Source organism: Hyphomicrobium sp. DMF-1, assembly GCF_027886585.1.
Classification (GTDB): domain Bacteria; phylum Pseudomonadota; class Alphaproteobacteria; order Rhizobiales; family Hyphomicrobiaceae; genus Hyphomicrobium_C; species Hyphomicrobium_C zavarzinii.
The window spans coordinates 343,981-361,648 of sequence record NZ_CP115706.1; the positions used below are offsets into that span (position 1 = coordinate 343,981).

The window sequence follows — 17,668 nt, forward strand, 5'->3', positions numbered from 1 at the left end:
TTGGCGCGAACGAAAGTTTTTGCTGCCGCGGGCGCGACGCGGTCTCCCGTTGCGCGGCCCCGGCTAACGCGCGAGTAATGCGGACATCCCGGCAGCCGTCCGCAGGCCTTTCCCTTGAGCGCATCCGACTCCGATTCCGCCATCAAGATTCTCCTCATCGACGAGAATCCGATCCGGCGCGCCATCATCGAGTCCGGGCTCGCGGATGCAGGCTTCAAAGCCGTGACGGTGCTCTCGAACACCACGCGGCTGATCGATCACATCTACAATCTCGATCCCGATGTCGTTCTGATCGACCTCGAAAATCCGAGCCGCGACGTGCTCGAGCAGATGTTTCAGGTGTCGCGCGTGGTGCGCCGTCCGATCGCGATGTTCGTCGACCGCAGCGACAAGAGCGAGATCGAAGCCGCCATCGAGGCCGGCGTGTCGGCGTACATCGTCGACGGTCTCAAGAAGGAGCGGGTGAAGCCGATCCTCGATATGACGGTGTCGCGCTTTCACGCCTTCAATCGCCTGCGCGCCGAGCTCGATGAAGTTAAGAGCGCGCTGAAGGACCGGAAGATCGTGGAGAAGGCCAAGGGCATCCTCATGAAGAGCCGGGGTATCGACGAGGACAAGGCTTACGAGCTTTTGAGAAAGACGGCCATGTCGCAAGGCAAGCGCATTGCCGACGTGGCGCAGGCGCTCGTCAGCTCGGTGGATCTTCTCAAGGAGTAGAGGCAGGCATGACGGCGACGGCGAACGATCGGGGAGGGAGCAAGCTTCGCGAGGTGACCGCGGGGTTCATTCCGCTCGTGGACTGCGCGCCGCTGGTCATCGCCTCCGAGCTCGGCTTCGATCGTCAGCACGGCCTCTCTCTCGTGCTTCATCGCGAGGTGTCGTGGGCGAACATCCGCGACAAGCTCGAGATCGGCGCGTTCGATTGCGCGCACATGCTTGCGCCGATGCCGATCGCCGCGCAACTCGGGCTCGGCCGCGCGACGGAGCCCATCATCGCGCCGATGGCGCTGAGCCTAAACGGCAATGCGATCACCGTGTCCCTGCCACTCTATTCGGCCATGCTGGAGCATGACGCGATCGCGACGCGCGCGGGGGGCATGGCGGCGGCGAAGGCAGTGGCTGCCGTCGTGCGGTCGCGGCAGACGGCGGGGCTCGAGCCGCCGACCTTCGGCATGGTCTATCCGTTCTCCTGCCACAACTACGATCTGCGCTACTGGCTGGCGGCGGCCGGCGTCGATCCCGACAACGACGTCAATCTCGTGGTGGTGCCGCCTCCGTTGATCGCCGACACCTTGAAGGCGGGGCGCATCGACGGCTTCTGCGTGGGACAACCCTGGAACAGTGTCGCCGTGGAACAGGGCAATGGCGTGATCGTCGCAACAAAGAGCGAGCTTTGGGCGCGCAGCCCCGAGAAAGTGCTCGGCGTTCGCGAAGCCTGGGCCGAGCGAAACCGCGCGCTCGTCGCTGATCTCGTGCGCACCCTGGTCGCCGCCGGGCGCTGGCTCGATGAGCCTGCAAACAGAGGCGAGGCCGCGCGCATTCTTTCTCAGCCCCAGTATGTCGGCGTCGCGGCAGACATTCTGCTGCGGCCGCTCTCGGGAGAGCTCATCCGGGGCGGCGAGCAGAGACAGGATCGCGATCCGGATCTGGTGGTGTTCCATCGCGGGTTCGCCAACTTTCCTTGGCACTCGCATGCGGTGTGGCTGATGACCCAGATGATCCGCTGGGGGCAGATCCGCGAGCCGTTCGATCTCTCGGCGCTGGCCCAGCGCGTGTTCCGCACAGACCTCTATCGCGAGGCCGTCGCCGGATCGGACGTGCCCCTGCCGCCTTCTGACAGCAAGCGCGAGGGCGTGGCGGCGAACGAACCCGGCGCGTTCTTCGGCGGCGATACCTTCGATCCGGAAGCGGCGCTCGCCTATCTCAGCGCGCTCGACATCCGCAATTCCGGCGCCGATCTCGAAGCCTTCGCGTCCGTGAACTCGTAGGCGCTTCAGAGGCTCTCCTCCGGAGGCCCTTCTGCCAAACGCCTCAGCATTTTTTGCGTGCGCTGCACAAACTTCGCGCATGAACCGCGCTCGCACAGCTATCCAGACTTTCGCCATCTCTCGAATAACGCTCGCTGATTTGCGTTCTTCTGAGTTGGCACGATCCTTGATCTTATCTCTTTCGAGACGGGCGGCACGGGCTGCTCGAATTTCGACATCGCGGCTCAACGGCGAGCCGCACCACAGGGCAACGCTGCCTCGACGAGACGGGACCGATGTGCGGTCCGCGTGTCTTCGATGCAGCGTTTTTTGTTTCTGGCAGGCGCGACCCGTTCGGGGCGCCCAGGGCGGAGGATCGGATGACGGCTTCAAAACGTGGAGCAAAGTTGCAGCAGCCCGGCGTGACGCGCCGCTCGCTGCTCAAGGGAAGCGCGACGGCGGCCCTTCTGGCCGCTGCGAAATCTCTTGTGCCGGGTGGCGCCAGCGTCGCGTGGGCCGCAGGGCCTGAAACGACCAAGGCCGTGCTCGGCTACATCGCGCTCACCGATGCCGCGCCCCTAATCGTGGCCAAGGAGAAGGGGCTGTTCGCCAAGTACGGACTGCCGGACGTGGAGGTCGCCAAGCAAGCCTCGTGGGGCGCAACGCGCGACAATCTCGTGCTGGGCTCGGACGCCAACGGGATCGACGGCGCGCATATCCTGACGCCGATGCCGTATCTCATGTCGGTCGGCAAGGTCACGCAGAACAACGTCCCGGTTCCGATGCACATCCTGGCGCGCCTCAACTACGACTGCCAAGGCATCTCGGTGGCGAAGGAGTACGAGGGCCTCAAGATCGGTGCCGACGCCTCGGCGCTGAAGGAGGCTTTCGCGAGGAAGAAAGCCGAAGGCAAGGACGTGAAGGTCGCCATGACCTTCCCCGGCGGCACGCACGACCTGTGGCTGCGCTATTGGCTCGCGGCCGGCGGCATCGATCCCGACAAGGACGTCTCCACGATCGTCGTTCCTCCTCCGCAGATGGTGGCGAACATGAAGGTGGGCAACATGGATGCCTTCTGCGTGGGCGAGCCGTGGAACGAGCAGCTCGTCAATCAAGGCATCGGCTTCACGGCCTGCACCACGGGGGAGATCTGGTCGCGACATCCCGAGAAAGCGCTCGGGATGCGCGCGGCCTGGGTCGACAAGAACCCCGCTGCTGCCCGCGCGCTGCTGATGGCGGTGATGGACGCGCAGCAATGGTGCGAGAAGCTGGAGAACAAGGCCGAGCTGGCCGCCGTTCTCGGGAAGCGCCAGTGGTTCAACGTGCCGCCCGCCGACATCATCGGCCGCATCAAGGGCGACATCAACTACGGGCGTGGGCGCAAGGAAGCGGGCACCAATCTTCTGATGAAGTTCTGGGAGGACGGCGCGGTCTCCTATCCCTTCAAGAGCCATGACACCTGGTTCGTCACCGAAGATATCCGGTGGGGCAAATTCGAGCCCGGCACCGACGTGAAGGCCCTCGTCGACAAGGTCAACCGCGAGGACATCTGGCGCGAAGCTGCAACGGCCCTCGGCATCACGGCGCCGGCCAGCACCTCACGCGGCAAGGAGACCTTCTTCGACGGCAAGGTTTTCGATCCCGACAATCCCACGGCCTACCTCGCGTCCCTCGCGATTACCCGGCTCGCCGCCTGAGCCCGATCTCTCAACCGGAGTTTCAACGCGCATGAACGCTCTCCCTGCACGGCCCGTGCTGGTCGACACGTCCGCCGGACGTGCGATCGCCGCCGCTCCTCCCTCGGCTCCGGCTATCGCGGAGACGAAGATCTTACCGCTCAAGACACCGCGCGGGATCAAATCCGCGCGCCTGAAGTCGCTCGGAACCGAGATCGCCTCCGCCACTATCCCGCCCCTCCTCGTGCTGGCGGCGCTGCTGCTCGTGTGGCAGCTCGCGACCTCCGGTCCCGACGCTGCGCTGCCCTCGCCCACTAAGATCTGGACGGAGTCCAACGATCTCATCGTCTCGCCGTTCTTCGTCAACGGATCACAGGACATCGGCCTCGGCTGGCGCGTGATCACGAGCCTCGAGCGCGTGTTCTATGGGTTCGGCCTCGCCGCGGCGGTGGGCGTGGTGATCGGTGCCGTCATCGGGCAAAGCGTCTGGGCGATGCGCGGGCTCGATCCGATCTTCCAGGTGCTGAGAACCGTGCCGCCGCTCGCGTGGCTGCCGATCTCGCTCGCCGCCTTCCGCGACAGCGGCCCGTCGGCTGTGTTCGTGATCTTCATCACGGCGGTGTGGCCGGTGATCATCAACACGGCCGTCGGCATCCGCAACATTCCCCAGGACTATCGCAACGTGGCGGACGTGCTGCGGCTGAACCCCCTCGAATACTTCTGGCGGATCATGATCCCCGCGGCCGCGCCCTACATCTTCACCGGGCTGCGCATCGGCATTGGCCTTTCCTGGCTCGCGATCGTTGCGGCGGAAATGCTCACGGGCGGCGTCGGCATCGGCTTCTTCATCTGGGACGCGTGGAACTCGTCGCGCCTCTCCGACATCGTCGTGGCGCTCATCTACATCGGCGTCGTCGGCTTCGTGCTCGACCGGCTGGTCGCGCTCGCGGGCCGCATCGCAACGCACGGCACCAGCGCCTGAGGAGACCGCATCATGATCGCACCAGCCAACAAGCCTTTCCTCCAACTGCAATCGATCTCCAAGACCTTCCGCCCCGGTGGCGCCGAGACGGAAGTTCTCCACGACATCAGCCTCGACATCGCCAATGGCGAATTCATCTCGATCATCGGACATTCGGGTTGCGGCAAGTCCACGCTGCTCAATCTCATCGCCGGGCTCACCACCGTCACGACCGGTGCCGTTCTGCTCGAGCAGCACGAGGTCAACGAGCCCGGCCCCGAGCGTGCGGTGGTGTTCCAGAACCACTCGCTGCTGCCCTGGCTCACGGTCTACGACAATGTGCGGATCGCGGTGGACAAGGTGTTCGCCAAGACCAAAAGCCGGGCGGAGCGCCACGCCTGGACGCTGCACAATCTCGATCTCGTGCAGATGGGCCACGCGAAGGACAAGCGGCCATCGGAGATCTCGGGCGGCATGAAGCAGCGCGTGGGCATCGCGCGGGCGCTCGCCATGGAGCCCAAGGTGCTGCTGATGGACGAGCCGTTCGGCGCGCTCGACGCGCTGACGCGCGCGCACCTGCAGGACTCCGTGATGCAGATCCACGGGCGCCTCGGCAACACCGCGATCATGATCACGCACGACGTGGACGAGGCCGTGCTGCTCTCCGACCGCATCGTGATGATGACCAACGGACCCTCGGCGCGCATCGGCGAGGTGCTGGACGTGACGCTGCCGCGCCCGCGCAACCGGCTCGAGCTGGTGTCGGACCCGCACTACATCCACGCGCGCGAGGCCGTGCTCAAGTTCCTCTACGAGCGCCATCGCTATGTGGAGGCGGCTTGATATGGGCGAGCCACTCGTCATCGTCGGAAATGGCATGGCGGCCACGCGGCTCGTGGACGAGCTGACGACGATCGCGCCGGGCCGGTTTTCGATCGCCGTCGTCGGCGATGAGCCTTCGCTCTCATACAACCGCGTGCTGCTGTCGTCGCTGCTCGCGCGCGAGATCGACGAGAATGCGGTTGAGCTGAAGACTGCCAAGTGGTGGCGCAGCCGCGGCGTAACGCTCGTCTATGGCCGCCGCGCCGTTTCGATCGATAGGGGTGCGAAGCAGCTTCATCTGCAGGACGGACTGACGCTCGGCTATGGAAAGCTGGTGCTGGCCACCGGGTCCGAAGCTGTGCGGTTGCCGCTTCCCGGAGCCGATCTTCCCGGTGTCGTGACCTTCCGCGACAAGGCGGATGTCGCGCGCATGCTGTCGCTCGCCCGGCCGGGCGCCCGCGCCGTCGTCATCGGCGGCGGCCTTCTTGGCCTCGAAGCGGCTTACGGGCTGATGAAGGCGGGTGCACACGTGTCCGTGGTGCATCTCATGGAGCGGCTGATGGAGCGGCAGCTCGACAGCCATGCCGCGGGGCTGCTCAAAGTGGCGCTCGAAGAGCGGAGCATCGACGTGGTGCTCAACGCCGAGAGCGACGTGATCGAAGGGCAGGGCCGGGTGACGGGGCTGCGGCTCAAGGATGGGCGCGTTCTTCCGGCCGATCTCGTCGTGATGGCCGTCGGCATTCGCCCCAACACCGGCCTCGCGCGCGAAGCCGGGCTCGCGGTCAAACGCGGCATCGTCGTCGCCGACGATCTGCAAACCAGCGACCCGAGCGTCTACGCCATCGGCGAATGCGCCGAGCATCGCGGCGTCTGCTACGGCCTGGTGGAGCCAGCCTACGAGCAGGCCCGCGTGCTCGCGCGCACGCTGGCGGGTGCGCAGTCCCACTACGCGGGCTCGCTGCTGTCCACCAATCTCAAGGTCTCGGGCGTGAACGTATTCTCGGCCGGCGATTTCCTCGGCGCGCCGGGATCGGAGCCCATCGTGCTCACGGATCCGGACCGCAAATGCTATCGCAAGCTCGTCCTGAGCGGCGGCCGGCTGACGGGTGCGGTGCTCGTCGGCGATACCGGCGATGCGCTCTGGTACCTGGACCTCATTCGCACGGGACGGCCGGTCGAGAAACTGCGGGCCGATCTCGTATTCGGCCGCGCGTTCGCCGAGCCGGAGGCCCACGCCCAGGCCCGGGCCGCATGAGCGAGGGAAGCCCCATGACAGCGGACTTTTCCGTCGAGCAGAAGCGTTACCTCGAAGGCTTCGTGTCCGGCGTGCAGGCCGGACGCACCGCGCAAGGCCTTAAGCCGATCGGTGCGGATGGCGCGTCCGCAGCACCAGCGCCCATGGGGCCGGACGCCGCGCACATGAAGGCGCAGGATGCCACCAGGGCCAAGGGCAGGAAGCTCGTGGACCAGGAGACCTGGAAGCGGGAGGAGCATCCGTTCGATGCCTATCCGCGGCTCAAGGCGCAGGCCGAGGCGGGCGAGTATCCCAAGCCGCAGGACAATTTCCGCTGGCGCTACTATGGGCTCTTCTACGTGGCCCCCGCGCAGAACAGCTACATGTGCCGGTTGCGCATCCCGAACGGCATCCTCACGCACTGGCAACTGGCCGGGCTGGCCGACACGGCCGAGGCTAACGGCGGCGGCTACGCGCATGTGACGACGCGCGCCAATCTTCAAATTCGCGAGATCGAAGCCACCCATGCCGTCGACGTCGTCGAGGCGGTGCAGGATCTCGGCCTCACCTCGCGCGGCTCCGGTGCCGACAACATTCGCAACGTCACCGGCACGCCGACCGCCGGCATCGACCCGCACGAGCTGCTGGATACGCGACCCTTCGCGCGCGCGTGGCACTTCCACGTTCTGAACGACCGGTCTCTCACGGGCCTGCCGCGCAAGTTCAATGTCGCCTTCGACGGAGCGGGCTCCATAGCCGCCCTCGAAGAGACGAACGATATCGGCTTCCAGGCCGTCGAGGTGGCGGAGGGCGCGCCGGTTGCGGCCGGCGTTTACTTCCGGCTCGTGCTAGGCGGCATCACGGGACACAAGGACTTTGCACGCGATACGGGCGTCATTCTCGCGCCTCGCGACGCGACACGGGTTGCAGACGCTATCGTTCGCGTGTTCATCGACAGCGGCGATCGCACCAATCGCAACAAGGCGCGGCTCAAGTACGTGCTGGACGATTGGGGCTTCGACAAATTTCTCTTCGCGGTCGAAGCCAAGCTCGGCCACCCGCTGATCCGTATCGACGGACAACATGTCAAGCCGCGCCGTGCGCCGGACCGCTTGGCGCACATCGGCGTGCATCCCCAGAAGCAAGCGGGGTTCAACTGGATCGGCCTCGTGCTTCCCGTCGGCAAGCTCACGGCGGAGCAGATGCGGGGCGTCGCGTCGCTCGCCCGCGATCTCGGCGACGGCGATCTTCGCCTCACCGTCTGGCAGAACCTGCTCGTCTCCGGCGTTGCAGATGCCTACGTAACGGAGGCGCTCACGCGCATCGCGGCGATGGGGCTCTCCGCCGAGGCGGCTGCGGTTCGCGCGGGTCTCGTAGCCTGCACAGGCAGTACGGGCTGCAAGTTCGCCGCGGCCAACACCAAGGGCACGGCCGAGCTGATCGCGGCGCACGTTGAGCGGCATCTCACGCTCGATCTGCCGGTGAACATCCACTTGACCGGCTGCCATCACTCCTGCGCGCAGCACTACATCGGCGACATCGGGCTGATCGGCGCCAAGGTTCCGGTCAACGACGACGGCGACACGGTGGAGGGCTTCCACATCCTCGTCGGCGGAGGCTCCGGCGCGGATGCGAAGATCGCGCGCGAACTCTGGCGCGACGTCAAAAGCGAGGACTGCCCGGCGGCCGTCGCGCGCCTTCTCAGCGCCTATCTCGCGCACCGTGCCGATCGCAGCGAGACCTTCTTCACTTTTGCCAATCGCCACGACACCGACACGCTGAAGCGGCTCGCCGAGGAGCAGCAAGGATGACCATTCAATCTCCATCACCGGCGACCGCTCTCATTCCGGAGACGGCGCCGTTCTCGGCCGAGCAGCGCGCTTGGCTCAACGGATTTTTTGCGGGCGTGCTCTCGCTCGATCCCGGCGTGAAGCCGGCCACGCTGACCGATCTCGACGCGGCGAACGCGGCCATTCCGTCCGGCGACGGTGACGACGGATCCGCACCCTGGCACGACCCCGCGATGGAGATCGGCGAACGGATGCAGCTTTCCGAGGGCCGCCCGCTTCGCCGGCGCATGATGGCAGCGATGGCGCAGCAGGACTGCGGCCAGTGCGGATACAATTGCGAGGACTACGCGAACGCCATCAGCGAGCAGGCGGAGCCGCGGCTCAATCTCTGCGTTCCGGGCGGCAAAGCCACGGCGCGCATGCTGAAATCGCTCGTCGAGGAGATGGGAGGCGGCGTTCTCGATCCCGACGAGAAGGCGGCGAAAGACAGTGCCAAGCCGGACAAAACGAGCGACGTGCGGCCCGGCCGCTCGCGGGAGGCCCCTGTGCTCGCCCGCTTCGTCTCGCGCCAGAAGCTCAATGGAGCGGGATCGGAGAAGACGACGAACCACATCGAGATCGATCTTTCCGAATGCGGGCTCGACTACGAGCCGGGCGACAGCTTCGGCATCGTGCCCAACAACGATCCGAGGCTCGTGGACGCCATCCTGACCACCATCGGCGCGCCTGCGGATTTCCCGATCGGGGAGAAAACGCTGCGGGACGCGCTGATCGAGGACACGTCACTCTCGCCCGCGCCCGACTCGCTCTTCCAGCTCATCTCCTATCTCACGGGCGGGGAGCGGAAGCGCAAGGCACAGGCTCTCGCAAAAGGGCAGGATCCCGACGGGGATGCCGCGACCCTCGACGTTCTGGCCGCGCTCGAAAAATTTCCCGGGATTCATCCTGACCCCGAAGCGTTCTACGAGGTGCTGGAGCCCATGCAGCCGCGCCTCTACTCCATCTCCTCGTCGATCAAGGCCAATCCGGGACGGGTTTCGCTCACGGTGGATGCGGTGCGCTACACGATCGGCGAGCGGGAGCGGCTCGGCGCCGCGTCCACCTTTCTCGCCGATCGCATTGAGCCCGGCGCGACGCTGCGCGCCTACGTGCAGAAAGCGCACGGCTTCGCGCTGCCGAAGGATGACGCAACACCGATCATCATGGTGGGACCGGGCACGGGAGTGGCACCCTTCCGCTCCTTCTTGCAGGAGCGCCATGCCACGAAGGCGCAAGGGCTGGCGTGGCTGTTTTTCGGGCACCAGCGGCGGGAGATGGACTTCTTCTACGAGGCGGAGCTCGGCGTTCTCCAAGAGGCCGGAACGCTGACCAAGCTCTCGCTCGCGTGGTCTCGCGACGGAGGCAAGAAAGTCTACGTGCAGGACCGGATGCGTGAAGAGGGCGCCGAGCTATTCGCTTGGCTGGAGAAAGGCGCGCATTTCTACATCTGTGGGGACGCCAAGCGCATGGCGAAGGACGTGGAGGCCGCGCTCACGGACGCCGTGGCGCTTCACGGCAAGGTCTCGGCCGAAGACGCCGCCGCCTACATCTCTGCGCTGAAGAAGGTCGGCCGCTATCAGGCGGACGTGTATTGAGGGCTCGCAGCATGAATGCGCCTTCCGCTCCTCCCGCCGTACGAACCACATGCCCCTATTGCGGCGTCGGGTGCGGCGTGCTCGCGAAGCCGGATGGTTTCGGCGGGGCTCAAGTGCAGGGCGATCCGGAGCATCCGGCGAACTTCGGGCGTCTGTGCTCCAAAGGCTCCGCCCTGGGAGAGACGCTGTCTCTCAATGGCCGCCTGCTCTCTCCAATGATGCGCGGCGGCTCAGACATGCTGGAACCCGCCTCGTGGGGTGCTGCGCTGGATAGCGTTGCGCGCGGCTTCCAGGAGACGATCGCGAAGCACGGCCCGGACTCGGTCGCGTTCTATGTTTCGGGCCAGCTCCTGACCGAGGATTACTACGTCGCCAACAAACTGATGAAGGGCTTCATCGGCTCGGCCAATATCGACACTAACTCCCGCTTGTGCATGGCGTCGTCGGTTGCGGGGCACCGGCGCGCATTCGGCAGCGACACCGTGCCCGGCTGCTACGAGGATCTTGACGACGCTGATCTCCTGGTGCTCACCGGCTCCAACGCGGCTTGGTGTCATCCGGTTCTCTATCAGAGGATGCTCAAGAACAAGCGCGAGCGAGGCGCGCGCATCGTCGTCATCGATCCACGAGCTACGTCGACCTCGGACGAAGCCGACCTGATGATCCAGATCGCGCCGGGCATGGACGCTGTGCTGTTCTCGGGCCTTCTCGTGCATCTCGCCGAGCACGGACAGCTCGATACGGCTTTCATACACGGCCACACCTCGGGATTTGCCGACGCGCTGGCACGCGCGCGCCACCTCGCGCCGAGCGTGGAGGCGGTCGCGGAGCAGTGCCAGGTGGCGCCCGCGTGCGTCGAGACGTTCTACGCCTGGTTCTCCGCAACGGAGAAGGCCGTTACTCTGTACTCGCAAGGCGTGAACCAATCGGCGCAGGGAACCGACAAGGTCAACGCCATCATCAACTGCCATCTGGCGACGGGCCGCATCGGCAAAGCGGGGATGGGTCCGTTCTCGCTCACCGGGCAGCCGAACGCCATGGGGGGCGCGAGGTGGGGGGGCTCGCGAACCAGCTCGCGGCGCACATGGACTTCTCTCCGGAGAACGTCGACCGGGTACGCCGCTTCTGGAGCGCACCCAATGTTGCCGAGCGGGCCGGCCTCAAGGCCGTGGACCTGTTCGAGGCCGTTGCGGAGCGGCGTATCAAGGCGCTTTGGGTGATGGCGACCAATCCCGCGGTGAGCCTGCCACGTGCGGACGCCGTGTGCGCCGCATTGCGGCAGCTCGACCTGCTCGTGGTGTCGGACATCGTCGCCAACACCGACACCATAACCGCCGGGGCGCATGTGGTGCTGCCCGCCTCCGGATGGGGCGAGAAAGACGGCACGGTGACGAACTCAGAGCGGCGCATCTCACGCCAGCGCGCGTTTCTGCCGCCGCCCGGGGATGCCAAGCCCGATTGGTGGATCATCTCGCAGGTGGCGACGCGGATGGGTTTCGGGAGCGCATTTTCCTATGCGTCCGCCGCCGAGATCTTCGCCGAGCATTGCGCGCTCTCCGCATTCGAGGCCAACGGCACGCGCGGCTTCGACGCCTCGGGCCTCTCCGCGCTTTCGGGGCGGGCTTACGAGGAGCTGGTCCCTACGCAATGGCCAGTCGACAAAGCTTCCCCGACTGGACGCAAGCGGGTGTTCGACGATGGCCGTTTCCATACCGTAGACCAGCGCGCGCGCTTCGTCGCGGTCGAGAATCCCGCGCTCTCCGTCTCAAACGAGCGCTATCTCCCGCTGCTCCTCAATACCGGCCGCGTGCGCGACCACTGGCATACGATGACCCGAACCGGAAAATCGCCGCGTCTCGGTGCGCACATCGACGAGCCGCAGGTGTCGGTTCATCCTGACGATGCGCGGAGCTTCGGCGTCGTGGACGGAGAGCTGGCCCGCGTCCTCACGCTCCATGGCAGCGCCGTGCTGCGCGTCTCCGTGACGCCTGCACAGCGGCGCGGCGAAATTTTTGCTCCTATTCATTGGAACGGGGCCACGGCCTCCGATGCGCGAGTGGGGGCACTTGTCCAACCTGCTTGCGATCCGATCTCCGGGCAGCCGGAGCTCAAGGCTACGCAGGCGACACTCGCGCCAGCGCCCTATGCGGCCTACGGCTTTCTCCTCGCGCGTGACGCGGTTGCGATCCCGGACGGCGTCTGGTGGGCACGCTCGACCGTGGAGGGGGGCGCGGGATACAGGATCGCCGCGCCTGCGATCGGCGGCCATTGGTCCGGCATCGCGAAACGCCTCATCGGAGAGAGCGTTTGCCGTGCTGAACTGCTGGACGACGGCCAGGGCTGCTATCGCGCTGCCATCGTCCAAGACGGCCGGCTTATGTCGTGCCTGTTTCTTGCGACGACGCCTCATGCGCTTCCGAGCTGGGAATGGCTGAAGCAGCAGCTTGCCGCGCCGGCGCTCTCCGATGCCGCGCGCCGCGCGTTGCTGGCAGGACGTGTAGCTGACGCGTCCGATCTGGGACCAATCGTTTGCGCCTGCTTCGGCGTGGGCCGCGCTCAGATCTGCAAAGTGATTGCCAGTGGACGGGGCTGCTCTGCGGAGGATGTCGGGGCGGAACTCAAAGCCGGAACGAACTGCGGGTCGTGCCTGCCTGAGGTGCGCCGCCTTGTGGCCGAGACCGCCAAATCCGCACCCCCCGTTACGGCGTGAGACCTTCTGCCGCTAATGTTTCGCATCCTGCTTCCGGGCGAGTGGACCGATGGCATCCGTGCGCGCGATCAGCGCCGCGCGTAGATAGCAGAGGATACGCTTCATGATTTTTTCCAGCACTCTCGTCGCGCCGCCTCACTCTCGCTCGATGTGTCCAGGCTCTGCCGAGAGGAGCGTTTCGTCAATCGCGGCAGGGGCTGCAAGCGATTGGTTCTGGCGCTCGCGTGGCCAGGTTCCCGCGACGGCCTCCTGATTGCCTCTCAACTATGCAACTGGCGAAAAAGAGAGCACGCCGCACCGCGCGATCCGCCGAAAGGCCCGCTGTTTGCGGCATCTTTCGTTTGGCACGGCCTATGCAGCTTCTATCCGCATAATGCCTCTAGGGTTCCGGTTGCCGCGCGTGCGGGGCAACGCTGGTCCGAGAGAGGCGCTCTCGCCCAGGCCGCGCCCGGGCGAAGCCACGGCGGGATAAAAGCCCGGGAGACCTACACCGCAAGGAGCTTTGGCTCTCGAACGGAAGGCCTCCTCGTGTGCGTCTTGCGCTCCCGTTCGCCTCAGCCCCTTGCGATCGACAGTTGGTGTCAGCACAGGGGTGAACCTCATGAACCGAACCGTCTCCAGACTTCTCACCGGCGCCGCCGCGGCGGCCGCGATGCTTGCTCTCGCGCTCCCTTCCGCTCAAGCCGCCGAGAAGAAGGACTTCAAGGTCGCCTGGTCGATCTACGTCGGTTGGATGCCATGGGGTTATGCGGCCGACAGCGGCATCGTGAAGAAGTGGGCGGACAAGTACGGCATCACCATCGAGGTGAAGCAGTTCAACGACTACGTCGAATCCATCAATCAATACACGGCCGGCGCGTTCGATGCCGTGACGCTCACCAACATGGATGGCCTTTCCATTCCGGCCGCCGGCGGCGTCGACACCACGGCGGTGATCGTCGGCGACTTCTCGAACGGAAATGACGCCGTCATCCTCAAGGGCAAGGACAAGCTTGCCGACATCAAAGGCCAGACCGTCAACCTCGTCGAGTTCTCAGTCTCGCACTATCTGCTCGCCCGCGCCCTCGAAAGCGTGAAGCTTGCGGAGAAGGACGTGAAGGTCGTCAACACCTCCGATGCCGACATGGCCTCCGCCTACAAAACCCCGGACGTGACCGCCGTCGTCACCTGGAAGCCGATCGTCTCGACGATTCTCGAATCTCCCGATGCGAGAAAGGTGTTCGACAGCTCACAGATCCCGGGCGAGATCATCGACCTCATGGTCGCCAATACCACCGTGCTCAAGGACAATCCTTCGTTCGGCAAGGCGCTCGTCGGCATCTGGTACGACACGATGAAGGCCCTCGCCTCCGATGCCGCCGCCAAAGAGCACATGGCGAAAGCCTCGGGCACGGACGTCGCGGGCTTCGACGAGATGCTAGGCACGACGAAGATGTTCTACGAGCCCAAGGATGCTCTCGCGTTCGTCAACGGCGCGGAGCTCAAGACCACCACCGAGCGTGTCTCGACGTTCCTCTTCGACAAGGCGCTTCTCGGCAAGGATGCCAAGTCGGCCGGAGCCATCGGCGTCGAGTTTCCCGACAAGAGCGTGTTCGGCGACAAGGCGAACGTGAAGCTGCGCTACGACGCGACCTTCATGCAGGCCGCCGCGGACGGAAAGCTCTGATCGAACGGCTCGATCCCTTTCAGACACCGGGAGGCCGCGAGACAGCCGATGCGCCTGTTGAACATCAAGCCTGATCGCACGTGGAGCTTCGCGCTCGCGGCCTTGCCGTTCGCCGCCCTGATCGGGGCCTATCTGATCGGGTCGGGGATGCGGCTCGCCGAAAATCCGAACGACAAGCTGCTTCCGAGCTTCAACGCCATGCTGGATGCCTTCCGGCACATGGCGCTCACGCCGGACCCCAGGAGCGGCAACTATCTGATGTGGAGCGATACGCTTTCGAGCCTGTCGCTTCTCCTCACGGCCCTCGCCATCTCCACGTTCATCGCGCTCGTGTTCGGCATTCTGATCGGACTTCTGCCGATCGCCGGTGCCACGTTCGGGCCGGTGGTGGCGGTGACCTCCATGGTGCCGCCGCTGGCTCTGCTGCCGATCCTGTTCATCGTGCTGGGCCTGGGCGACGGGGCCAAGATCGCGCTGATCGTCATCGGCACAACGCTGAAGCTCATCCGCGACATGGCGTTGCGGGTGAAGGACATTCCGTCCGAGCTTCTGATCAAGGCGCAGACGCTCGGGGCCTCTACGTGGCAGATCGCGCTCCGCGTCGTGCTACCCCAGATGCTTCCGCGCCTGATCGACAGCGTGCGGCTCGAGATCGGGCCGGCTTGGCTGTTTCTGATCGCAGCGGAGGCGATCGCGGCCGACTCCGGCCTCGGCTATCGCATCTTCCTCGTCAGGCGCTACTTGGCGATGGACGTGATCATTCCCTACGTCATCTGGATCACGCTACTCGCCTTCCTGATGGATCTCGGGCTCCGCCTCCTCCAGCGCAAGGCGTTCCCCTGGTTTGCGGGAGCGCGCACCGCATGACCGGGATCGTCTTCGACAAGGTCTGGAAGGAGTACGGCGATCATGTCGTGCTCGAGCGTATCGACATCACCATTGCACCGCGCTCGTTCGTGGCGCTGGTCGGCCCGTCGGGATGCGGAAAGACGACGTTTCTCAGGATGCTGCTCGGCGAGGAGGCGCCCACGCGCGGGCAGATCCTCGTAGGGGGCGCCCCCCTCAAGGTGGAGCCGGGCGCGGATCGCGGCGTGGTGTTCCAGCGCTACTCGGTGTTTCCCCATCTCACCGTGCTGCAGAACGTGATGATCGGCCGCGAGTTCGAGCACTCGCGTTTTCTCGGCAAGCTGTTGGGGGCGAAGCGGCGTGCGGCGGAGGCCGAAGCGCGTACCCTGCTCGACGCGGTGGGCCTCGCCGGTCATGATACGAAATACCCGGCCGCTCTTTCCGGCGGCATGCAACAACGGCTCGCCCTTGCGCAGGCCCTCAACCGCAAGCCGAAGATCCTTCTTCTCGACGAGCCGTTCGGCGCGCTCGATCCTGGCATTCGCGCGGACATCCATGTGCTCATCCGCAAGATCTGGAACGAGAACGATCTCACCGTCGTGATGGTGACGCACGATCTCAGCGAGGCCTTCCGGCTCGGAACCCGCGTCATCGCGTTCGAGCGTCCCCGCAATCGCCCGGAGGAGCGCGAACGCTACGGCGCGACGCTCAGCAACGATCTCGCGGCGCAGACGCAAGCCGGCGCGTCGATCACACGCGATTTCGAGGTCTGGCCCAAGAAGATCGCGAGCCCCCTCGGCGAGTCCGACGCGGGCACACAACTCGACCTCAAGCTCGCGACCGGCAACGACAACCCCGCGGCCAGCTAGGCCGCGCCACGACAACCGGCGGGGACGACCCCGCGCGGCTTCCTTCTCATCCCGGGACGGCCCGGACCAGCATAGCGGGCTGGCAGCCCGCAGAGAGGAGCAGCGGCGTGAGCGAACTCATCTACAGCGATGTGCTTCCGGGCGGGAAGCATTGGTCCATGGTCCTGCGGCGCACTCTTCGCCTGCGTCTCACGGACGTGGAGGGCGGGGCGAACTGCGGGATGCTGTTCTACAATCCGGCCAACCTGCTCGAGCGCTACAACGCGCCCGATACGCTCAAGTGCCAGCACACGTTCAAGCTCACGTCCGGCCACTGCCTCTACTCCGATATGGGGCGCATCTTCTGCTCCATCGTTGCGGATACGCACGGCTGGCACGACACCGTGTGCGGCAACAGCACGAAGGCGCACGTGATCGGGAAGTGGGGTGAAACGAGCTACCAGGCGCAGCGCAACGACTGGCAGCAGAACGGACGCGACAGCTTCCTCGTCGAAGCAGCGAAATACGGCATGGGGCGTCGCGATCTCGCCGCCAACATAAATTGGTTCAGCAAGGTCTCGACCGATGCGAGCGGGGCGTTGTCGTTCGACACACGCGCGGCAAAAGCCGGGGCGGACATCGAGCTGCGCTTCGAGATGGACACGCTCGTTCTGTTCCATACCTGCCCGCATCCGCTCGATCCCAGTGCCACTTATCCGAGGAAACCTGTCCGCTTCGAAATCCTGGAGGGGCCAGAGGCACGGGCCGACGATGCGTGCCGCACCTCGGCGCCCGAGAACGGCCGCGGTTTCGAGAACAACCGGCTGTTCCATGCCGGATGCGGCTGCGGGTGAGGAGGCGCATCATGATCAAGGACAGCTCTCTCTCCTCAGGCACCGCGGGCTATCGGGAGACGGTTCCGGCAGGCGGCTACTGGATGCATGTCGTCAGGCGTGGCGAGACGCTACGCATCGTCGACCTCGAAGGCAACCAAGCCGCGGACACGCTCTTCTTCAACGCCGACGATCCGCACGAGCGCTATTCGGCCTGCGACACCATCCGCGAGCAGGGAAACGTCTACCTTGGCGCGGGATCCGTGCTGCTGTCCGATCTGTGCCGTCCTATGCTCACGATCACGGCAGACACGGTGGGACGCCACGACACGCTCGGCGGGGCGTGCGCCACCGAGAGCAACACGGTGCGCTACGCGCTCGAAAAGAAGAGCATGCACGCCTGCCGCGACAGCTATCTCCTGGCTGTCGTCGAGAACGAGCACTACGGGCTCACCAAGCGCGACATCGCCCATAACATCAACTTTTTCATGAACGTGCCGGTGACGCCCGACGGCGGCCTCACCTTTGCCGACGGCGTCTCAGGGCCGGGCAAATACGTGGAGATGCGCGCAGAGATGAACGTGATCGTCCTCATCTCCAACTGCCCGCAGCTCAACAACCCCTGCAATGCCTACAACCCCACACCCATCGCGGTGCTGATCTGGCCGGAGGGCGCGTGAC

General features: G+C 65.4%; 13 protein-coding genes, 1 pseudogene and 1 riboswitch. All 14 genes and pseudogenes read left to right on the forward strand.

Annotated features, from left to right (window positions below):
* Nucleotides 1-114: 114 nt before the first annotated feature.
* Nucleotides 115-717 carry an ANTAR domain-containing response regulator gene (locus PE058_RS01520; RefSeq protein WP_020085785.1) on the forward strand — a complete coding sequence of 201 codons (603 nt, stop codon included), beginning with the start codon at nt 115-117 and terminating at the stop codon, nt 715-717.
* Nucleotides 718-725: 8 nt separating this feature from the next.
* Nucleotides 726-1,988: a CmpA/NrtA family ABC transporter substrate-binding protein gene (locus tag PE058_RS01525; RefSeq protein ID WP_271029663.1), complete on the forward strand. Its 1,263-nt coding sequence runs from the start codon at nt 726-728 to the stop codon at nt 1,986-1,988.
* 359 nt (nt 1,989-2,347) lie between these two features.
* Nucleotides 2,348-3,664 (forward strand): CmpA/NrtA family ABC transporter substrate-binding protein, encoded by a 1,317-nt coding sequence (locus tag PE058_RS01530; RefSeq protein WP_271029664.1) that lies wholly within the window; start codon nt 2,348-2,350, stop codon nt 3,662-3,664.
* 31 nt (nt 3,665-3,695) lie between these two features.
* Entirely contained in the window at nt 3,696-4,625 is a 930-nt protein-coding gene (ntrB, locus tag PE058_RS01535; protein WP_271029665.1) for a nitrate ABC transporter permease, read from the forward strand.
* A 12-nt stretch (nt 4,626-4,637) separates the two neighbouring features.
* On the forward strand, nt 4,638-5,447 hold the full coding sequence (locus PE058_RS01540) for an ABC transporter ATP-binding protein (protein ID WP_271029666.1): 810 nt from the start codon (nt 4,638-4,640) through the stop codon (nt 5,445-5,447).
* A gap of 1 nt (nt 5,448) precedes the next feature.
* On the forward strand, nt 5,449-6,681 hold the full coding sequence (locus PE058_RS01545) for an NAD(P)/FAD-dependent oxidoreductase (RefSeq protein ID WP_271029667.1): 1,233 nt from the start codon (nt 5,449-5,451) through the stop codon (nt 6,679-6,681).
* Between the two features lie 14 nt (nt 6,682-6,695).
* Nucleotides 6,696-8,471: a NirA family protein gene (locus PE058_RS01550; RefSeq protein ID WP_271029668.1), complete on the forward strand. Its 1,776-nt coding sequence runs from the start codon at nt 6,696-6,698 to the stop codon at nt 8,469-8,471.
* A complete protein-coding gene (locus PE058_RS01555; RefSeq protein ID WP_271029669.1) occupies nt 8,468-10,084 on the forward strand; it encodes a sulfite reductase subunit alpha in 1,617 nt (538 codons plus the stop codon). The genes PE058_RS01550 and PE058_RS01555 overlap by 4 nt, the downstream gene beginning before the upstream one ends.
* 11 nt (nt 10,085-10,095) lie before the next feature.
* Nucleotides 10,096-12,794: pseudogene (locus PE058_RS01560) on the forward strand (molybdopterin-dependent oxidoreductase).
* 368 nt (nt 12,795-13,162) lie between these two features.
* A riboswitch (guanidine-I (ykkC/yxkD leader) is annotated at nt 13,163-13,279 on the forward strand.
* 116 nt (nt 13,280-13,395) lie between these two features.
* Entirely contained in the window at nt 13,396-14,460 is a 1,065-nt protein-coding gene (locus PE058_RS01565) for a putative urea ABC transporter substrate-binding protein (protein WP_271029670.1), read from the forward strand.
* A 48-nt stretch (nt 14,461-14,508) separates the two neighbouring features.
* Complete coding sequence (locus tag PE058_RS01570) at nt 14,509-15,327, forward strand: ABC transporter permease (protein ID WP_271029671.1); 819 nt, start codon at nt 14,509-14,511, stop codon at nt 15,325-15,327.
* Nucleotides 15,324-16,175, forward strand: a complete 852-nt coding sequence (locus PE058_RS01575; RefSeq protein WP_271029672.1) for an ATP-binding cassette domain-containing protein — start codon at nt 15,324-15,326, stop codon at nt 16,173-16,175. The genes PE058_RS01570 and PE058_RS01575 overlap by 4 nt, the downstream gene beginning before the upstream one ends.
* A gap of 107 nt (nt 16,176-16,282) precedes the next feature.
* Nucleotides 16,283-17,008 (forward strand): urea amidolyase associated protein UAAP1, encoded by a 726-nt coding sequence (locus PE058_RS01580; RefSeq protein WP_271029673.1) that lies wholly within the window; start codon nt 16,283-16,285, stop codon nt 17,006-17,008.
* A gap of 11 nt (nt 17,009-17,019) precedes the next feature.
* The gene (locus PE058_RS01585) at nt 17,020-17,667 is read left to right on the forward strand and encodes an urea amidolyase associated protein UAAP2 (protein WP_271029674.1); all 648 of its coding nucleotides are present in this window, start codon (nt 17,020-17,022) and stop codon (nt 17,665-17,667) included.
* Nucleotide 17,668: the final 1 nt, after the last annotated feature.